A 16,625-nucleotide genomic window follows, 5' to 3' on the forward strand; every position below is an offset into this window, starting at 1 on the left:
GAGCTGCCCCTGATTCCCGGTAGCTCGTCCATCCCCGTACGGACGAGTCAGGTGGCACCCGCGATGAATCAGCCTTCGTTTCCGCACAACCGGGCACAGATCGGATCAGCAACCCGCAGCGGGGTCAGCCTCTCGATACTGATGCCGGTCTTCAACGAGGAACGCACACTGAAGTCTGCGATAGACCGCGTATTCGCCGTTCACTACCCGTGCAGAATGGAACTGATCGTCGTCGACGACGGCAGCACCGATCGCACCGCTGAAATTCTCGACGCTCAGCGATCAGATACGCGAACAGCGAAAGACATTGTTGTAGTCACTCATCCGTCCAACCGCGGCAAGGGAGCGGCTATTCGAACCGGATTGGACTACGCCGCGGGAAGTCATCTCGTCATACTCGATGCGGATCTCGAGTATCTGCCGAGCGACATTCCGTCGCTGATCGCACCGGTGCTGGCCGGGTACTCCGATCACGTGTTCGGCGCGAGGGTCCGCGGAGTCAACGCCTGCTTTCCGTCATTTCGGTTTGCCATCGGCGGACGCGCAACCACCTTTTTCGCCAACGTGTTGTACGACGCCTGCCTGACGGACATGCACACCTGCCTCAAACTCATTCCGACCGAACAACTTCGCTCCCTGACATTGACCGAAGGAGGCTTCGGCCTCGACACGGAAATGACAGCACGATTATTGCGGTGCGGCATCCGGCCTCTCGAAGTGCCGGTGTCCTATCACGGACGATCTGTGTCGGAAGGAAAGAAAATCACCTGGCGCGATGGTGTTGCCTGCCTTGCCGTCATGGCCCGCGTTCGGGTGCAGCACCGACCGGAGATCGCACCGGTTGTAGGCCGAATCGCGGTAGTCGGAGCAGCACAAGGTGATCCGCCGCGCAGGGTTCTACATCTGCCGAAGGCTGTGGGGTGAGCCGTATGACTGCCGAAAGCAGAATCAAAGTAGTGGTCGTGGGACCGAGCTTTTACTTCCTCAGCGGTTTGTCTGCCTACACCTGCACACTCGCCAACGAACTGAGCCGAAAACACGATGTGGCGGTGCTCCTGCTGCGGCGGGTCATCCCGCGGCGGTTGTATCCGACTACTCGCCGCTCACCGAGTGCCGGAACAGCACTTCGATACGGCAACAACGTCACTCGTATCGGCGAACTCGACTGGTATTGGATCCCCGGCTTGCTGGGGACCCTGGCACGACTACGGTCGACAAAGCCGGATCTTCTTGTTCTGCAATGGTGGACTGTAGCAACACTGCACACCTACATCGCCCTGGCGCTGGCTGCACGGGCACTCGGCATTCGTGTTGCCGTCGAGTTTCACGAGACCCAGGACAGCAGTGAGGCATCGGTCTTCGGCGCCGACATGTACTGCCGACGCGGTGTGCCCCTTCTACTCTCGCTCGCTCACGGTGCGGTCGTCCACAACAACCACGATTTGCAGTTGCTGAAAGCAACGTTCGGCTCGGGCACGTTCGACAGACTCGAGATCGAAACAGCACCCCACGGACCGTACACACACCTCGCCGACGGTCGCGTCGATCCCGCGACATCTCACGATTCCCGGAGTGGGCCAACCCGACTGCTGTTCTTCGGACTCATCAGGCCGTACAAGGGGCTCGACGATCTCCTGGTTGCCTTCAACCAATTCACTCCGGAGCAGGCAGCACAGTTTCACCTCACGATCGTCGGTGAAACCTGGGAGAACTGGCAGATCCCGGCTGCACTGATAACCGCCAGTCCACACCGTCGTCACATCACTTTCGTCAATCGCTACGTCAGCGACGCCGAGGCAGCCCAATTCTTCCGTGACGCAGACGTAGTGGTGCTTCCCTATCGAAGGGCGTCGGCCAGCGGTCCGCTGCAGATCGCTATGCACTCCGGGTTGCATGTCGTGCTCTACGCGGTTGGCGGACTCGTCGAAGCAACACGCACCTACGAAGGCGCCCATCTGGTCGAACCCGATAACGTCGACGCACTCCGTCACGCGTTGATGTCGATTCCGCCGGACCGCCGCCGCCGATTCACCGACCATACCTCGTGGTCGACCATGCTCGGTGCGATCGAACGGTTGGCGCGATCATGATTGCACTCGCTCCGAGCGATACCGAACCGAGTCCGCGGCACCGGTTCTCCGGCAGCTCACGCTCGCCGCTGTTGTCCTGGACAGTGATTGGCGTATCGGTTGCGCTCGGAACACTCCTGATCGGTGTGTCGTACCGGATGTCGACCGAGGGCTCACCGCCGAACGTCTACTACGCAACCTTCTGGGCCGGGATGTTGCTCGGGGTGATACCACTCGCAGCAAAATTGGCAGCTTCCGAGACAACAGTTGGTCAACGCATCGGCTCGATAACGGTGCTCGGGCTCTTCACGGCAGTTCCCAAGTATCTCCGAAACCCTTTCGGCCCTTCCTATCACGACGAGTATGCGCACTGGCGTGAATCCGTCGATGTCATGACGAGCGGCCAATTGTTCCCACCCAACTCGATCATTCCGATCGTCGAATATTTTCCCGGCACGTCGGCCCTGTCCGCTTCCCTGTCCCAACTGACCGGCCTCTCGGCCTGGTCCGCGGGGGAAGTGTTGATGGTCATCGCCCATGTCATGACAATTCTCGGCACGTATGTGCTCGGAACTTCGCTGCTGCGCTCCGCCCGTGCCGGTGCCGTGGCAGCCCTGATCTACGCCCTCAATCCGTCGGCCATCTATTTCGACACCCAATTCGCGTACGAAGGTGTTGCCATCACATTCTTCATGTGGGCGTTGGCATTGACCTCGCTTGCCGCACGTTCGGACGATCGTCGACGGCGAATCTCGTATCTGTCGATCGCGGTCACCTGCGGCGCCGTGTGCGTCGTCACCCACCATCTGACCACCATCGCACTGCTCCTGATCTCGGCGGCAATCGCCGTCACCGTCACAGCATTCGGATTCGTACGCACGCACCAAAGGCCATACGTGTGGTGGATTCTGCTGGGCGGCACCGGAACCGTCGGCGCCGCCTGGCTTGTCTTCGTGGCATCGCCGACCGTGAGCTACCTCTCGCCGTATCTCGCCAACTCGTTGACTCAGCTGAGTAGCATCGCCACGTCGCAATCGAGTGGCCGCGAACTCCTCGCCGCCAATGTTCAGCCGCTCTGGGAACGAGCTTTCACCGCAGCCGCTCCGGCAGCGGTGGCAGCGATATTCGCGTTGGGCCTGTTGGTGATCGCGCGCGTGCGGAGCAAAGTCACCTCCGCGACCCTTGCATTCATCGCCGTCGGAGCGGTCTACTTCCCGTCGGTGCTGTTTGTGCTGGCCCCGTCGGGCGCCGAGGGGGCCAGGCGCTCGTGGGCATTCAGTTACGTCGGGGTGGCAGTGATGTGCGCCCTCGTAGTCGCATTCCAGGATCGATTGCCGCACGTAGTGATCCGGTTCCGGACGTTGATCTCGCTGGCCGTCCTGACCGTCCTGCTCATCGGAAATGTCGGCGCCGGCCTCAACGATCCCTACCGATTTCCCGGCCCGTTCCTGTGGGGCTCCGATACCAGATCCGCGAGCGCCGAAGCCCGGACGGTGGCAGAACACATTCGACTGAGAGAAGGCCGCGTGCGCGTCGTGACCGATCGCTACACAACGCTGGCACTCGCAGCGTACGGCGAACTCTACGTCTCCGAACCATCATCCGATTTTCCGGTGTGGGAGCTCACCCAGACCGACTCCGACCCCGATACAAAACTGGCTTCCGACCTGGCCGGGGCGACGTACGACTATCTTGTCGTCGATACCCGGATGGCGGATTCCCCACCCTTCAACGGGGACAACTACGGCAGCGGGGATCCATTGGCCGGCCTGCCGACACCGTCCTCGTATCTCGACCGACTCGATCACGTGCCATGGGCGTCACTGATCATGTCGACCGAACATCTCCGGGTGTACCGACTCGATACGGCGAGCGTCGGCACCGAACTGATCACTCCGACGGGAACACCATGAAACGCAACGACATCGCCAATCGAAGTGGCCGACTCCTAGTCGCGGTACTGACGTGCGATCTCCGTACCGGAGTGAGGGTTTCCGCCGTGGTCGCCGCAGTGTCTCTCGCCGCGATACTCCTGCGAGCTCCCGTGGAAGTTCGGATACTTGTCGTGGCCGCACTCCTCGTCATCGCGGCCTGGGCAGCGTCTACGTTGATTCTGGGCGACATACCGGATGGAACTGACCCACACGATCTCGACGCGCGAGGAGACGGACTCGAAAGACCACTACGCGTGCTCCTTCCATCCCTGTTCACCCTCGTCATCTTGCTCGGCACCGTTCTCGCGCTGGGCCCCTTGGGCTTTCAACTGACCACATCCACCATCGCGCTCGCCCTCTTCGCGGTGGCAGCAGCACTGCTGTCCCTGACGGCAATTCGCGTTCGGCAGACTCCGCGGAATGCCGAGGCGCCCCCAGTCCCCGATATAGCGTGGCGCAGTGTAGGAAAAACCGCGCTCGTCTCACTCGCCCTGACAGCGCTGTGCGTCGGAGCGTTGTTCGGTGCGCTTGCCATGCAGACAACCCAACCCGAACGGTACGTCAACACGATTCTCACCGGCCCCGACACCGCCATCGCCGGTCAACTCGAGGTGGCGCCCGATTCCCCGGTCGACATCGAATGGACCTCGTACAGTTACGGTTTCCTCTTTCCCAGCCTGCCGCCGTACGTCACGGCAACCATCGGCGGCGAGTCACCGACCGATCCACGGTTCGTCACGACACCACCGACCGCACCCTTCGACACCAACACCAACGCCCGTAGTGCCCAGGTCGGAACCGTGTCGTTCCTCGCACCGAACGAACCCGGCCGGTACCGAGTTGCGATTGACATCGCGATCGCCCAGACTCCCGACACCGTCGGTATCGGGCCGACATCCCTCGTGCTCTATCTGTCTGTGACGCCCCGATGAAGGTGACACTCGGCTCTCTCCCCCAGATCGTACGGACCCGAATAGCCGAAGACTCGATGCTGCGCAACAGTTCCTACATGATGGCGAGCACCGTTCTCACCTCCCTCATGGGCTATGTGTTCTGGCTCGTAGTCGCCCACACGACATCTACCGAGGACATCGGCGTCGCAGCGGCCACCACCAGCGCCATGCAGGCAACGGCGCTGATCGCCAGCGTCGGCGCCGCCACCGCAATGGTCGAGTGGCTACCGCGCACTCTTACGGTTGAACGCTGGCGGCGAATACTCACCGCCGCAGTGACAGTCGTAATTGTGACCGCGGTGATCGGGTCTGCGATCGTGGTGCTCACTCTGGGATTTGTTCTGCACACTCTCCCCTCGCTGACCACTGCACTCGCTGCAACGGCATTCACGATCGGAGCTACATTCTTCGCTCTGGGAACACTGGCCGACTGTGTGGCGGTTGCTCTGCGCCGCAGCGGACTACTCCTCGCACGCAATGTACTGTTCACCGGCTTGCGCATTCCGTTGCTGTTCCTCCCCGTACTCATCCGAGGCACACACAACCACATACTCACGGCTTGGAGCGCCTCGGCGGTGATTTCGGTAGCGTTCTCGACGTTCTGGTGCAGACGAATACGCGGCGAGCACAGTATGCGACCGCTATTCGGGCATCTCGTCGCCGACATCCGGGATATGAGCGCATCACTGCTGGGACAACACGTGGTGACGGTGGCGTCGAACGTCACGTCCTTCGTACTGCCCATCATCGTGCTGGCCAGGCTGTCGGAATCCGACGGAGCCTACTTCTACGCGACGTGGATGCTCGGAGCGGTGTTCTTCATGATCAGTCCATGCATTGCCATGGCGCTGTTCGCCGAGACCGCAACTGATCCCGAAGACATCCCGGGTCTCGCCCGGCGTTGCAGTCGGATCATCGCCGCGTTGCTCGGCCCACTGATCCTCGTCTACCTCATCGGCGGCGGGTGGGTGCTGCGAGTATTCGGCGAGTCGTACAGTGCTCACGGGCAATTGCTGCTGATCGTACTGACTCTCTCTGCCATCCCGGATGCCGTCACCAACATCGCGGTGGCGGTTCTGCGCGCAGTCGGCAGACTCCGCGAGGCCATGACACTCAATGTGTCGATGCTGCTCACCTGCCTGGCACTCTCCTGGATCCTATTGCCGTCCATGGGAATTGTTGCCGTCGGAATCAGCTGGATCGTCGCGCAGAGCCTCGGCGCACTCTGGGCCTTGGGACGGTGGCGCTACATCGTTGTACCAGCACGGCCGAGAGTGCTTCGATGAAGGGGATTATCCGGTGAGAGTCCTACTGGTCTCCGACAGCTACCCACCGGCCGCCGGTGGACTCGAACGCGCCGTGCACGCCCTGGCTACCGGGTTGGCCGGCGACGGAACCGAAGTCACGGTCGCCACACTCAGCCGAGGCAGTACGGCGTCGCAGTCACTCGACGGTCTGGTCGCAGTGCACCACCTGCCTGGCTGGACGCGATTCCTGCGGCCGTTCACCTCCGATGCCGCCCACCAATTTCATCCCACTGCACCCGATCCCGCGCTGGCCTGGCACCTTCAGCGCCTTGTCGATGAACTACAACCCGATGTCGTGCACGCCCACGGATGGATCCTGCACTCGTGTCTGCGATTACATCTCCCGCGGCGAACCGCACTGGTAGTCACCCTCCACGATTACGGACTGAGCTGTGCAAAGAAGACTCTGGTACCCAAGAGCGCCCTCGATACCGTCTGCCCTGGACCAGGAATCACGCGATGCCTTCGGTGTGCCCGCGATTTCTACGGGACACCGAAAGCCGTGCCGCTGGTCCTCGGACTCGCCGAGAGCCAGCACCTCCTCGACCGCGTCACACTGTTTCTTCCGATCAGCACGGCGGTAGCGCAATCATGCCTGGCGGGAGTCGATCCGGATCGTGTTGCCGTAATACCCTCGTTTGTGCCCGACGCTATAAGCGACGAAGGACGCGGGAATGGCACAGATTTCCTGCCCGCCACCGACTATCTCCTCTTCATCGGTGCCATCGGCCCACACAAGGGAATCACAACACTTCTGGACGCTCACCGGCTCATGCACTCACCGATGCCACTGGTGGTGATCGGAATGCAACGCCCCGATACTCCCCCGATGACCGGCGACTCCGAGCGTCCGGTCATCGTGCGTACCGATGTCGGACACGATCAGGTCATGACTGCCATGCGGGGAGCTCGCGTAGTCTGTGTTCCCTCGAGATGGGCGGAACCACAAGGACTTGTCGCTATTGAAGCGATGAGTGTGGGAACCCCGGTGGTCGCGTCCGACATCGGCGGGTTACGAGACGTGATCGAGCACGAACACTCCGGCCTACTTGTTCCCCCCGGCGATACCTACGAACTCGCACGTGCACTCGAACGCATACTCGAGGATCAGACACTGCACACCAGTGTGGTCGAGGGTGGTCGAATCAGAGCCCGCGCCTACACCGAATCGGCTGTTCTACCCCAGGTTCGACGCGCCTACGCTAGGGCTATCTCACAGCGGGCCATCTGAGAACCTCTGCGCCGTCCCGAATTCTGCACGATCGCAACAGCATACGCATTCCACCACACACTCGACGGCGGCTCACCCCGATTGCAGGTGCCGTCAGACTCGCCGGGATGTTTGACCCACAAGTACGCGGCCGCGTGCGCTGCCCGGGTTTGTGTCGTCGGCGCCGAACCCAGCGCGCGATCCGGCGGATTGCACCAGTTCAGCGGCCCTTCGGGGGGCGGTCCGGCGCCGTTGCGTGACGTGTCGACGACGTAGGTCTTTCCGTCGGTCAGCGCCGATACGGACTCCCCGTAGGCTTCCTGCTCCGCGGTCGTGTAGAAATTGGCGACATTGAGACTGAATCCCCGGGCGCGATCCACCCCGGCCGATTCGAGACGGCTCGCCAGCTCGGGAGCATCGAGCCACCGCGAATGACCACCGTCGATGTACACCGCGGTATTCGGATCCGAGGCAAGCGCATTCACCGAATAGCGGAGAAGATCGACTCGCTCTGTTGCCTGCTCGGAGGACAGACACGACCAGTCGGTGAGCGCGTCCGGTTCCACGATCACAACCGCTTCACGGTTACCGATTCCCGCCGCAACATTGTCCGACCATGTTCGGTAGTCCGAGCCGTTGCTGTATCCGCCGGCAGAGTAGGAACCACAGTCACGTTGCGGAATCGCGTACGTGACCAACACCGCAACCGCGTTCGCACGGGCAGCAGCATCGACGTACCGGGACACCTCGTTGGCAACCGCCGTCGGCGGCGAGGTTGCACTGAGCCAGAACGCCTGTGGTGTATCGGCCAGTCTGGCAACGATCGAGGCGGTCTCCGGGTAGTCCACCATCGCGCGTGCCGCACTCGAATTCGGATCGACATAGAATCCTCCGGACGCGACGCGTTGCGCGGTGTCCACGTCGTCGCGCGCCCCCGCCGCACAACAACTCGAACCTGTCATGAGCACAACCGCGCACGCACACGCGATGATTCGATTCCACCTCATGGTAGATCCACCCTCGCATCATGAAGACCGGCCAGCATGATCGCTGCCAGTTCTTCGATTTGTGGACTGTCGAGAATCGAGTCGTGACTTCCGCACAGAAAGTGCGTGCGCACCCGGCCTTCATGGAACGTATCCCACCCCAGAATCGGTGTTCGCACTTCCGCCGCTGTCGACGACGTGACAAACAGTTCGAGTGGCACGCTGTGCCCACGCTGTTCGTAGCGCGCCATGATGTCCCAGACACCCCGCAAATCGAAATCCTCCGTCGCCGAACGTCGAACGAGTCCCGCGGCGATCAATCTCTCCCGACCGGCCCATCCGAGGTTGCGGGCATAATCGGCCACAAGCTTGATCCTGCCGGGCTGGCGCAGTCTCTCGAGTCGTCCCGACGACGACTTCCATCGCTTCATCACTCGCCCTGCAGTTTCCGGCGTCGGAGTATCGAGTATCCCCAGCCACGCGACCTGTTGCCCGTCGCGATCCAACTGCCGGGCAAGCTCGTACGCCACGAGCCCCCCGAACGAGAACCCGGCCAGTGCATACGGCCCTTCCGGTTGAACGGCACGCATGGCCGTCATCGTGGGCTCCACGAGTTCCTCGACGGTTTCCCAGCGCTGCGGGCGCATCGACGCGGCAAGCGGGAGCAGTGGATGCACACACTGTTCGTCGCCCCAGAGCGCACGTAGATGCCGCAGGCTCATCGCGCTCGGCAGATCGGGGAAGACGAAGAAGGCGGGCCGCCGATCCGTTACGAGTTCGGGTGCGGGTTGCAACTCGGCCGGCGATGAAGCGTCGTCCACGAGGCGCGCCAACCCCGCGACGGTAGTTCCCTTGTCGAGGAAGTCGACCAACGACACCTGCGCGCCCATCCGATGTTCGATCTGCGCCACAAGATTCGCGGCCAGGATCGAATGCCCGCCGAGATCGAAGAAGTTCCGATCCAGATCAGACACCTCGGTGGCGAGTAGCATCGACCACAGCGAAGCCACCTTCTGTTCCGTCGGCGTGAGCACTCTCTCGGAAGTAATTGCCGCGCTGCGATATTCATCTGCGTCGCTGCGCGCCCGGGCAGCCAGGTCGCGTAACGCCCGGCGATCGAGTTTCCCACTCGCCGACGTGGGAAGTGTCGGCACTCGAATGATCTCGGCCGGCACCATGTACTCCGGCAGTCGTTGCCGAGTCCACGCCCGCAGATTCGCGTCGTCGTCCGGTCGAGGCTGGTTGTTGTAGCGCGCGGCCGGGACGATGTAGGCAACTAACGTCGGTTGCCCACGGTGGTCGGTGCCGACGTCCACGGACACCGTGGCCACGCCGGGGTGTTCTCGTAGTGTCGCTTCGATCTCGCCCAGTTCTATCCTGAACCCGCGGATCTTGACCTGATCGTCCAGTCTCCCGAGGTGCCGGAGCCTTCCGTCCGCGATGTACCGCCCGCGGTCACCGCTACGGTAGACGCGCTCTCCGGGCACATACGGATCCGGACCGAACCGTTGCGCCGTCTCACCCATGCGGTGGAGATACCCTCGCGACACCCCCGGTCCGCCGATGACAATCTCACCTGGCACGCCCATCGGAAGAATCCGCCCATTCGAATCCGTCACGTACAGGCGTGTTCCCGGCATCGGTCGTCCCACGGTAACAGGTTCATCCGATGAGACTGCTCCACCACCGGCAAATACCGTGGTCTCGGTTGGGCCCCAGCCGTTCCACACACCTGCGCAGAGACTGGACAGCGACGTTGCCACCGACTGCGGCAGCGGCTCGCCCACCGCACCAGCGATCAACCCGGGGCGTCCCGGCCAGCCTGATTCGATCAGTGCAGCCCAACTGGTGGGTGTTGCGCTCATCCGCGTCGCGCCGCACTGCTCGATCACGGACGCAAGCCGACGCGGGTCATGCATCTCCTCGGTGGTTGCGACCACTAGGCCGGCCCCGACCCCGAGTGTCACGAAGTAGTCTCCGACCGACATGTCGAAGGTGTACGAGGCCACCGAGAGCACAACGTCGTCGGAAGTCAGATCTACGGCCGCCGGCAACGACGCCATCAGGTCCAGTACGTTGCGGTGTTCCACCTGAACACCTTTGGGTGTCCCGGTCGAGCCCGATGTGTAGATGATGTAGGCCAAATTTTCAGGCCGAACTGCACAGCGAGCGTCGACCAACCGTTCGGTGCTTCGATCGGAAAGATCTGGACCGTCCACCGTCACGACGGGGCAGTCGACCCACGTCAATTCCTGTGCCAGCGATTCAGCAGTCAGCACCACCGCCGCGCCGGCGTCGTCGAGCATGAACCGGGCCCGTCGCACCGGTTGCCTCGGCTCGATCGGCAGATAGGCAGCACCCACCATCAGGACCGCCAGGATCGCCGGCACAAGATCGATCGTGCGCGGCATCAACACCGCCACAACAGTACCCGGACCGACGCCCGAACGGGTGAGACGTCCCGCAATCGAACGGGCCCGATTCACCAGTTCCCGGTAGGTCAGGCAGATCGGACCCACCGTCACTGCCGGCGCATTCGGCGTACTACCGGCCCGATTCACGATTACCTCGTGGATGGTTTCCGGAGGGCTCGGTCCGATCAAATCCGGCTCGGCGGCAGCAGGATTCAGATTCAGCTGCCGAGCCACGTCTTCGGAATCCGCGAGGGACAGCGCGCTCAGAACAGCGGTCGGGTTTTCCGCGCACCGACGCAGCAACAGGTTCAGATGGCGCCCCATCAACGCGATCGTGCCCGGATCGAAAAGGTCTGTGTTGTAACTGATTCTGCCCACTAGCCGGCCGTCGGCGCGCTCGTCCAGCTCGAGACTCAGATCGAACTTCACCTGTCCTACTCCTGCGCCGACTGCGTTCTCCATCAACTTCATCGACCACTCGAGGTCAACCGGAACCGCCGGGGGTTCGAGAACCAGGACCGATTGGAAAAGCGGGTTCATTCGTGGATCTCGCGGCACGTCCAGTCCCCGGACCAGCCGTTCGAAAGGCACTACCCGCCCGAGCGCATCCAGCACTTCGTTACGCATGGCGCCGACTGCCTCGGCAAAGGTCCACTCCGTGCCCAGACGGGCACGCAGCACAGTCGGGGTGAGGCAGTACCCCACCATGGACTCGAGTTCGGACCGCTGACGCAGGTCGGTCGGAGTCGCGAACGTGACATCATTACTGCCCGTGTAACACTGGAGCCAGTAGGCGTACGCTGCGGCCAACGCATGGAACAACGTTGCTCCCTGTTGCCCCGCCGAGGAACGCAACGCCGCCACCGTGTCGGCATCAACGGAGATCGGCTCCACCGAGCCGACAAACCGTGGACGCGGCGGACGCGGCCGGTCGAGCGGGAGATCCAAGGCCGGCGCTCCCTCGAAGTGCCGTCGATAGCATTCGACCCGGTTCGCCACTTCGTCGCCCTCCACCCACTTCCGCTCCCACGAGGAATAGTCCCCATGTTGAACTGGCGGCTCAGTCAGCGCCGGTAGGGTGCCCGCGATCCGAGAGTTGTACAACGACACCAGCTCCGGCAGAAATATGCGATACAGCGTGACGCCGTCGAAGATCAGATGATGCAGTCCGAGGTACAGCCGATGACATGAGGCGGACACTCGCACCAACTGCGGACGAATCAATGGGCCCGCGCTCATGTCGTAGGGTTGACGTGTCTGCTCGACGGCAAGATTCGTTGCCACTCCAACCGCTTCGTCGAACGGTAGGTGGCTCACGTCCAGGACCGGCAGATCCGTCACGGCCGGCGGATGGATCACCTGCCGCGGCTCGTCGCCCACCATCGCAAACGTGGTGCGCCACGCTTCATGCCGACGGATGAACTCGTTGAAGGCCCAGCAGAGAGCTTCTACGTCGAAAGCCCCGTCCTTGGACACGATGGCAAGTTCGTTGTAAGCAAGACCTTTCGGGGCCAGCCGATTGAGGTACCACAGTTGCAACTGTGCGGCCGACAACGGCGCGTAGTGCACACCGGTCTCGCTCCCCCGTCTCCGCTGCACGGAAGGCGGAACAGGCGGTACGCCGTCTGCCTGTGCTCCCCGCAATCGGTTCTCGAGCAAAGCTTTCCGCGCCGCGATGCGACGCTCGTTGTCGAGGGTAGTCACAGTGACCACCGCACGTTCATCGACGCCAGGCCACGTAATCCCAGATTGGGGCGCCACCGGATCGGTCCAGGTTCCAGTTCCAGGCCGGGCAGTCGGGCGAGCACCGTACCGAAAGCCGCCTGCGCCTCCATCCGGGCCAACGGGGCACCGAAGCAGAAGTGCCCAGCCCAACCGAATGCGAGGTGACGATTGGGTGCGCGATGCAAGTTCAGCCGACCAGGATCGCTGAACTTCGAAGGGTCGCGATTCGCGGACCCCATCACGGCGATCACCGCTTGCCCTGCCGGAATCTCCTGTCCGGCAATCTCCACCGCGTCCGGAGCAATCCGTGCTGTGTGCTGGCTCGGACTTTCGAACCGCAACAGTTCCTCGATGGCTGCACTCAGACCTGAGGGATCGTCGATCAATTCCTCGAACTGATCGCGGTGACGGAGCAACGTGAGCAGTCCGTTGCCGATCAGATTAGTGGTTGTCTCCTGCCCGCCGACCATGGTCACCACCACGTTGGCCACTATCTCGTCTTCGCTGAGACTGTCGCCGTCGATCTCGGCCGCGTACAGCGCGCCGATCAAACCGTCGGTGGGGTGCGTGGCCTCATTGCGCACCGCAGCCTGGAAATATTCCGTCATCTGCTCCACGCTGCGCAGGACCCCGGCAACACGGCCGGGATTGTGCTGGAAATTGCCGAGCATCTCGGCGAAGTCACTCGACCAGTTCTTCAGCAGTTCATGATCTTCGGTGGGCACTCCCAACATCTCCGCGGTCACGATGGCGGGCAGAGGGTTCGCCAGGGTGTCCATCACCTCCATGCCGCCGTCGTCGACGACCGCGTCGATCAGTGAATCGGTGATCTCCTGGATGTGACCGCGCAGGGCCGCAATGCGACGCGGTGTGAAGGCCGCGGCCGCCAACCCGCGAACCCGTCCGTGTTGCGGCGGGTCGAGGAACAGCATCTGACGGACCATCACCTGCGCCACCGGAGCCAGCTGCTCCATCCCCAACTCTGCCAACTTTGCCGGAGTGGGCGTGCGGTCGGCTTTGAACCGCGTGAGTACGTCAGCGACATCCGCGTAGCGCGTCACCACCCAAGCATGTAAGTACGGATCCCACATCACCGGTGCCTCGTCGCGCAAGGATTGGTAGAGCGGGTAGGGATCGGCCAGCACTTCGGGGTCGAGTAGTCGAATCAGGCTGGGCGCCTTGGTCGGTGTCGTGGTCATCGTTCACTCCGTCCTGCATCGAGAAGCTCCTGGTCACTCATCCCGGAAATCTGCTCCACGACCAGTTGTTCCACCTTGGCTGCCATGTCACGAACCGTGGGATTGTCGAAAAGCTCGAGCAATGTCATTTCGACGCCGTACATCTCCGCAATGCGAATGATCAACTGAGCACCCAACATCGAATGGCCGCCAAGGACGAAGAAGTTCTCGTCGATCCCCACTGCCGGCAGATCCAGTCGTGTGGCGACGATCTCGGCGAGCGCGGACTCGACCTCGTTTCGAGGCGCGACCAACGACCCGCGGTCGACACGGATACGCGACTGCGCCTCGCGTTCCAACTCCGCACGATCGATTTTTCCGTGGGTGGTGGTGGGGAACGCGTCGAGTTCGATGATGGAACGAGGCAACATGTGATCAGGAAGGTGGGCCGAGAGATACGTCTGTAGTCCCGACAAGTCCGCCGTGTTGTCACCCCGAACGACAAATGCGGCCAGTGAGGGATTCGCCCGTTCACCGTGAACGATCACTACGCTGGCCTGCACTGCCGGGTGTCGATCGAGTACCCCGGCGATCTCGCCGACTTCGACCCGATTACCGCGTATCTGCACTTGATCGTCGCGTCGGCTGGAGAACTCGATATCACCGAACCTGTTGACCCGAACCAGATCACCGGTCCGGTACTCGCGCCGCGCAGGGTCGTCGCCGTAGTGCGAGAACTTCTGCGCAGTCAGTTCCGGTTGGCCGAGATATCCGCGGGCTACGGATACGCCCCGCACCACCAGTTCGCCGACCTCGCCGGCACGTACCGGGGAACCGTCCTCACCGACTACCGCGATGTCGACACCGTCGATCGCGCGGCCGAGCGCAGGTAACGCGTCCGCTGGAGTGTCGCCGGCGAGCGGTTCGACCTCGCCCGACACGGAGACGACACTCGCCTCGGACAGTCCGTAATTATTCACAAGAGTGAACGGCAGGCCGGGCGGTGGACGGTGATACAACACATCGCCGCCAGTCAACAGAATTCGCAAGCACGTGTGATCCGGCCACGTCATCGCAATCAACGATTCTGCGAGAGGAGTGGGCATGAAGCACACGCTCACGCGCTCGGTGACCAGCCAATCGCGCAGTCTCACCGGATCGTTTTCCAATCCCAGCGGAACTACGTGCAACGACGCTCCCGCCGTCAGAGCCGGCCACAGTTCCCACACTGCTGCGTCGAACCCCGGACTCGCGATCAACGTGCATCGATCGTCCGAGGTGAGCTCGAATGCTCTTTGGTGCCAGTCGATCAGGTTGAGCAATCCACCATGCTGGGCCACAACACCTTTCGGCTCACCAGTCGAACCCGACGTGTAGACGACGTATGCGACATCGTCCGGTTCAGCACTGACAGTCTGGGCACCGACGGTTTCGCCGTCCACCGATGCGCCCACTGCCTGAGCAGGAACAACCGGGTCGACCCAATCGAGCCTGGCAGCAACATCGGGGAATGCAACCAGCGCACGAACAGAACTGTCCTGCAGGGCAAACCGAAGTCGCGCATCAGGCGCTCGCGGGTCGAGTGCCACGTAGGCCGCGCCCGCCGAGAGTATCCCCACCGCACCGACTGCCCAGTCCGTCGAACGTGGCACACAGAGAGCCACAAGATCGCCGGGAACTACGCCAGCGGACCGCAGGTCCTGCGCGAGCGCGTTTGCGCGAGAATGCAGTTCGCCGTAGTCGAGCTGTTCTTCTACCGAGACGACGGCTACGCTCCGGGGCGCGGATTCCACCACCCGCGCAATCCGCCGCACCACGGAATCGCCGGGTACATGGGAGTGAATGTGACGCTGTATGTGATTCATGAGTGCCTGCCTACTCGTCCAGCCGATCGGACGAGCCACCAGGAATCAGGGGTAGCTCCACGCACCGCGCCACCAGGAATCAGGGGCGGAACGGCTCTGAATTGAAAGTTACTCCACTGCCGGGTCGATGGCTAGATGGCTAGATGGCACACCGGCAAGGATCGGTGTAACTTTCGACTAGGCGGCAATCTGCCCTTCCACACCCGGCAGCGCTGCGGTCCTCTCCAGAGCTACCCCTGATGCCCGGCAGCTCGTCCTCGCTGCGCGCACGAGTAGGTTGCCACGATGAATCTCGAATTCGCCGATCTTCTTGCACATTTTGTGCAGCTACTCCCGACCGTCTACGTGGTAGACGACGTGATGACGGAGTTGCTGGAAAACGGTGTCGACGTGCTCGGAGTCTCGGGTGGCAGCATCAGCCTGGTCAGCGGCGGCGAGCTGAGATGCATCACGTCGGTCGCCGATTCCGCTGCCGACATCGAACGATGTCAGGAAGGGCTTCAGGCGGGCCCCGGCCGGACAGCATACGAGAAGGGCGAGCGGATCGCGGTCACCGATATACGTCAACGGCCCGATCTCTGGCCGGAATTCGCCGAGAACGCCAAACGGTTGAACATCGCAGCCACTGCGAGCGTCCCGATGTCGATCAACGGCGAAACGATCGGTGTTGTCAGTCTGTACGCACACGAGCCACGCACGTGGTCCGCCGACGACATCATGTTCACGTACCTGGTGGCGAACATGGCAACGGGGTACTGCGTCAACGCGTCGAAACGTCATCAACTGCAGCAGATTCGTTCCCAGCTACAGGAATCGTTGAAGGTGCGCATCATTCTCGAACAAGCCAAAGGCATCACCGCCGACGCTAGGCGCACCGGAATCGACGAAGCGTACGCACTGATCCAGGCTCACGCACACTTGTGCAATGCCTCGGTGTCCGCGGTCGCGCGCGCAATTGTCGATGTCGGACTGCGGGTGTGACGG

Annotated in this window: 11 protein-coding genes; 7 read left to right on the forward strand and 4 right to left on the reverse strand. The window is 62.3% G+C overall.

Translation table 11 applies throughout. The annotated features are described in order from the left end of the window. The first annotated feature begins 63 nt into the window (after positions 1-63). Genes FFI94_RS21670 through FFI94_RS21690 form a run of 6 tightly spaced genes read left to right on the forward strand, consistent with a single transcriptional unit; the run spans position 64 to position 7,494 of the window. Positions 64-924: a glycosyltransferase family 2 protein gene (locus tag FFI94_RS21670; RefSeq protein ID WP_138869620.1), complete on the forward strand. Its 861-nt coding sequence runs from the start codon at positions 64-66 to the stop codon at positions 922-924. 5 nt (positions 925-929) lie between these two features. After that, a complete protein-coding gene (locus tag FFI94_RS21675) occupies positions 930-2,090 on the forward strand; it encodes a glycosyltransferase family 4 protein (RefSeq protein WP_138869621.1) in 1,161 nt (386 codons plus the stop codon). Beyond that, complete coding sequence (locus FFI94_RS21680) at positions 2,087-3,982, forward strand: hypothetical protein (protein WP_138869622.1); 1,896 nt, start codon at positions 2,087-2,089, stop codon at positions 3,980-3,982. Before FFI94_RS21675 ends, FFI94_RS21680 begins: the two co-directional genes overlap by 4 nt. Then, complete coding sequence (locus FFI94_RS21685) at positions 3,979-4,935, forward strand: hypothetical protein (protein ID WP_138869623.1); 957 nt, start codon at positions 3,979-3,981, stop codon at positions 4,933-4,935. The genes FFI94_RS21680 and FFI94_RS21685 overlap by 4 nt, the downstream gene beginning before the upstream one ends. Beyond that, complete coding sequence (locus FFI94_RS33790) at positions 4,932-6,242, forward strand: lipopolysaccharide biosynthesis protein (protein WP_185993276.1); 1,311 nt, start codon at positions 4,932-4,934, stop codon at positions 6,240-6,242. The genes FFI94_RS21685 and FFI94_RS33790 overlap by 4 nt, the downstream gene beginning before the upstream one ends. 13 nt (positions 6,243-6,255) lie before the next feature. Next, positions 6,256-7,494 (forward strand): glycosyltransferase family 4 protein, encoded by a 1,239-nt coding sequence (locus tag FFI94_RS21690; protein ID WP_185993277.1) that lies wholly within the window; start codon positions 6,256-6,258, stop codon positions 7,492-7,494. Here FFI94_RS21690 and FFI94_RS21695 read toward each other — a convergent pair. The 4 genes from FFI94_RS21695 to FFI94_RS21710 are packed head-to-tail and all read right to left on the reverse strand — an operon-like array spanning position 7,461 to position 15,641. Then, complete coding sequence (locus tag FFI94_RS21695; RefSeq protein WP_138869625.1) at positions 7,461-8,480, reverse strand: glycoside hydrolase family 6 protein; 1,020 nt, start codon at positions 8,478-8,480, stop codon at positions 7,461-7,463. The genes FFI94_RS21690 and FFI94_RS21695 overlap by 34 nt on opposite strands. Further along, positions 8,477-12,577, reverse strand: coding sequence for a non-ribosomal peptide synthetase (locus tag FFI94_RS21700; protein WP_138869626.1), 4,101 nt, complete (start codon positions 12,575-12,577; stop codon positions 8,477-8,479). The genes FFI94_RS21695 and FFI94_RS21700 overlap by 4 nt, the downstream gene beginning before the upstream one ends. Continuing rightward, positions 12,574-13,797 (reverse strand): cytochrome P450, encoded by a 1,224-nt coding sequence (locus FFI94_RS21705; RefSeq protein ID WP_138869627.1) that lies wholly within the window; start codon positions 13,795-13,797, stop codon positions 12,574-12,576. Before FFI94_RS21705 ends, FFI94_RS21700 begins: the two co-directional genes overlap by 4 nt. Beyond that, a complete protein-coding gene (locus FFI94_RS21710) occupies positions 13,794-15,641 on the reverse strand; it encodes a non-ribosomal peptide synthetase (protein WP_138869628.1) in 1,848 nt (615 codons plus the stop codon). The genes FFI94_RS21705 and FFI94_RS21710 overlap by 4 nt, the downstream gene beginning before the upstream one ends. A gap of 285 nt (positions 15,642-15,926) precedes the next feature. Between FFI94_RS21710 and FFI94_RS21715 the strand changes: the two genes are divergently transcribed. Further along, on the forward strand, positions 15,927-16,622 hold the full coding sequence (locus FFI94_RS21715; protein WP_138869629.1) for a GAF and ANTAR domain-containing protein: 696 nt from the start codon (positions 15,927-15,929) through the stop codon (positions 16,620-16,622). Positions 16,623-16,625 lie beyond the last annotated feature (3 nt).

Origin of the sequence: Rhodococcus sp. KBS0724, assembly GCF_005938745.2 — a bacterium.
GTDB lineage: Bacteria > Actinomycetota > Actinomycetes > Mycobacteriales > Mycobacteriaceae > Rhodococcus_F.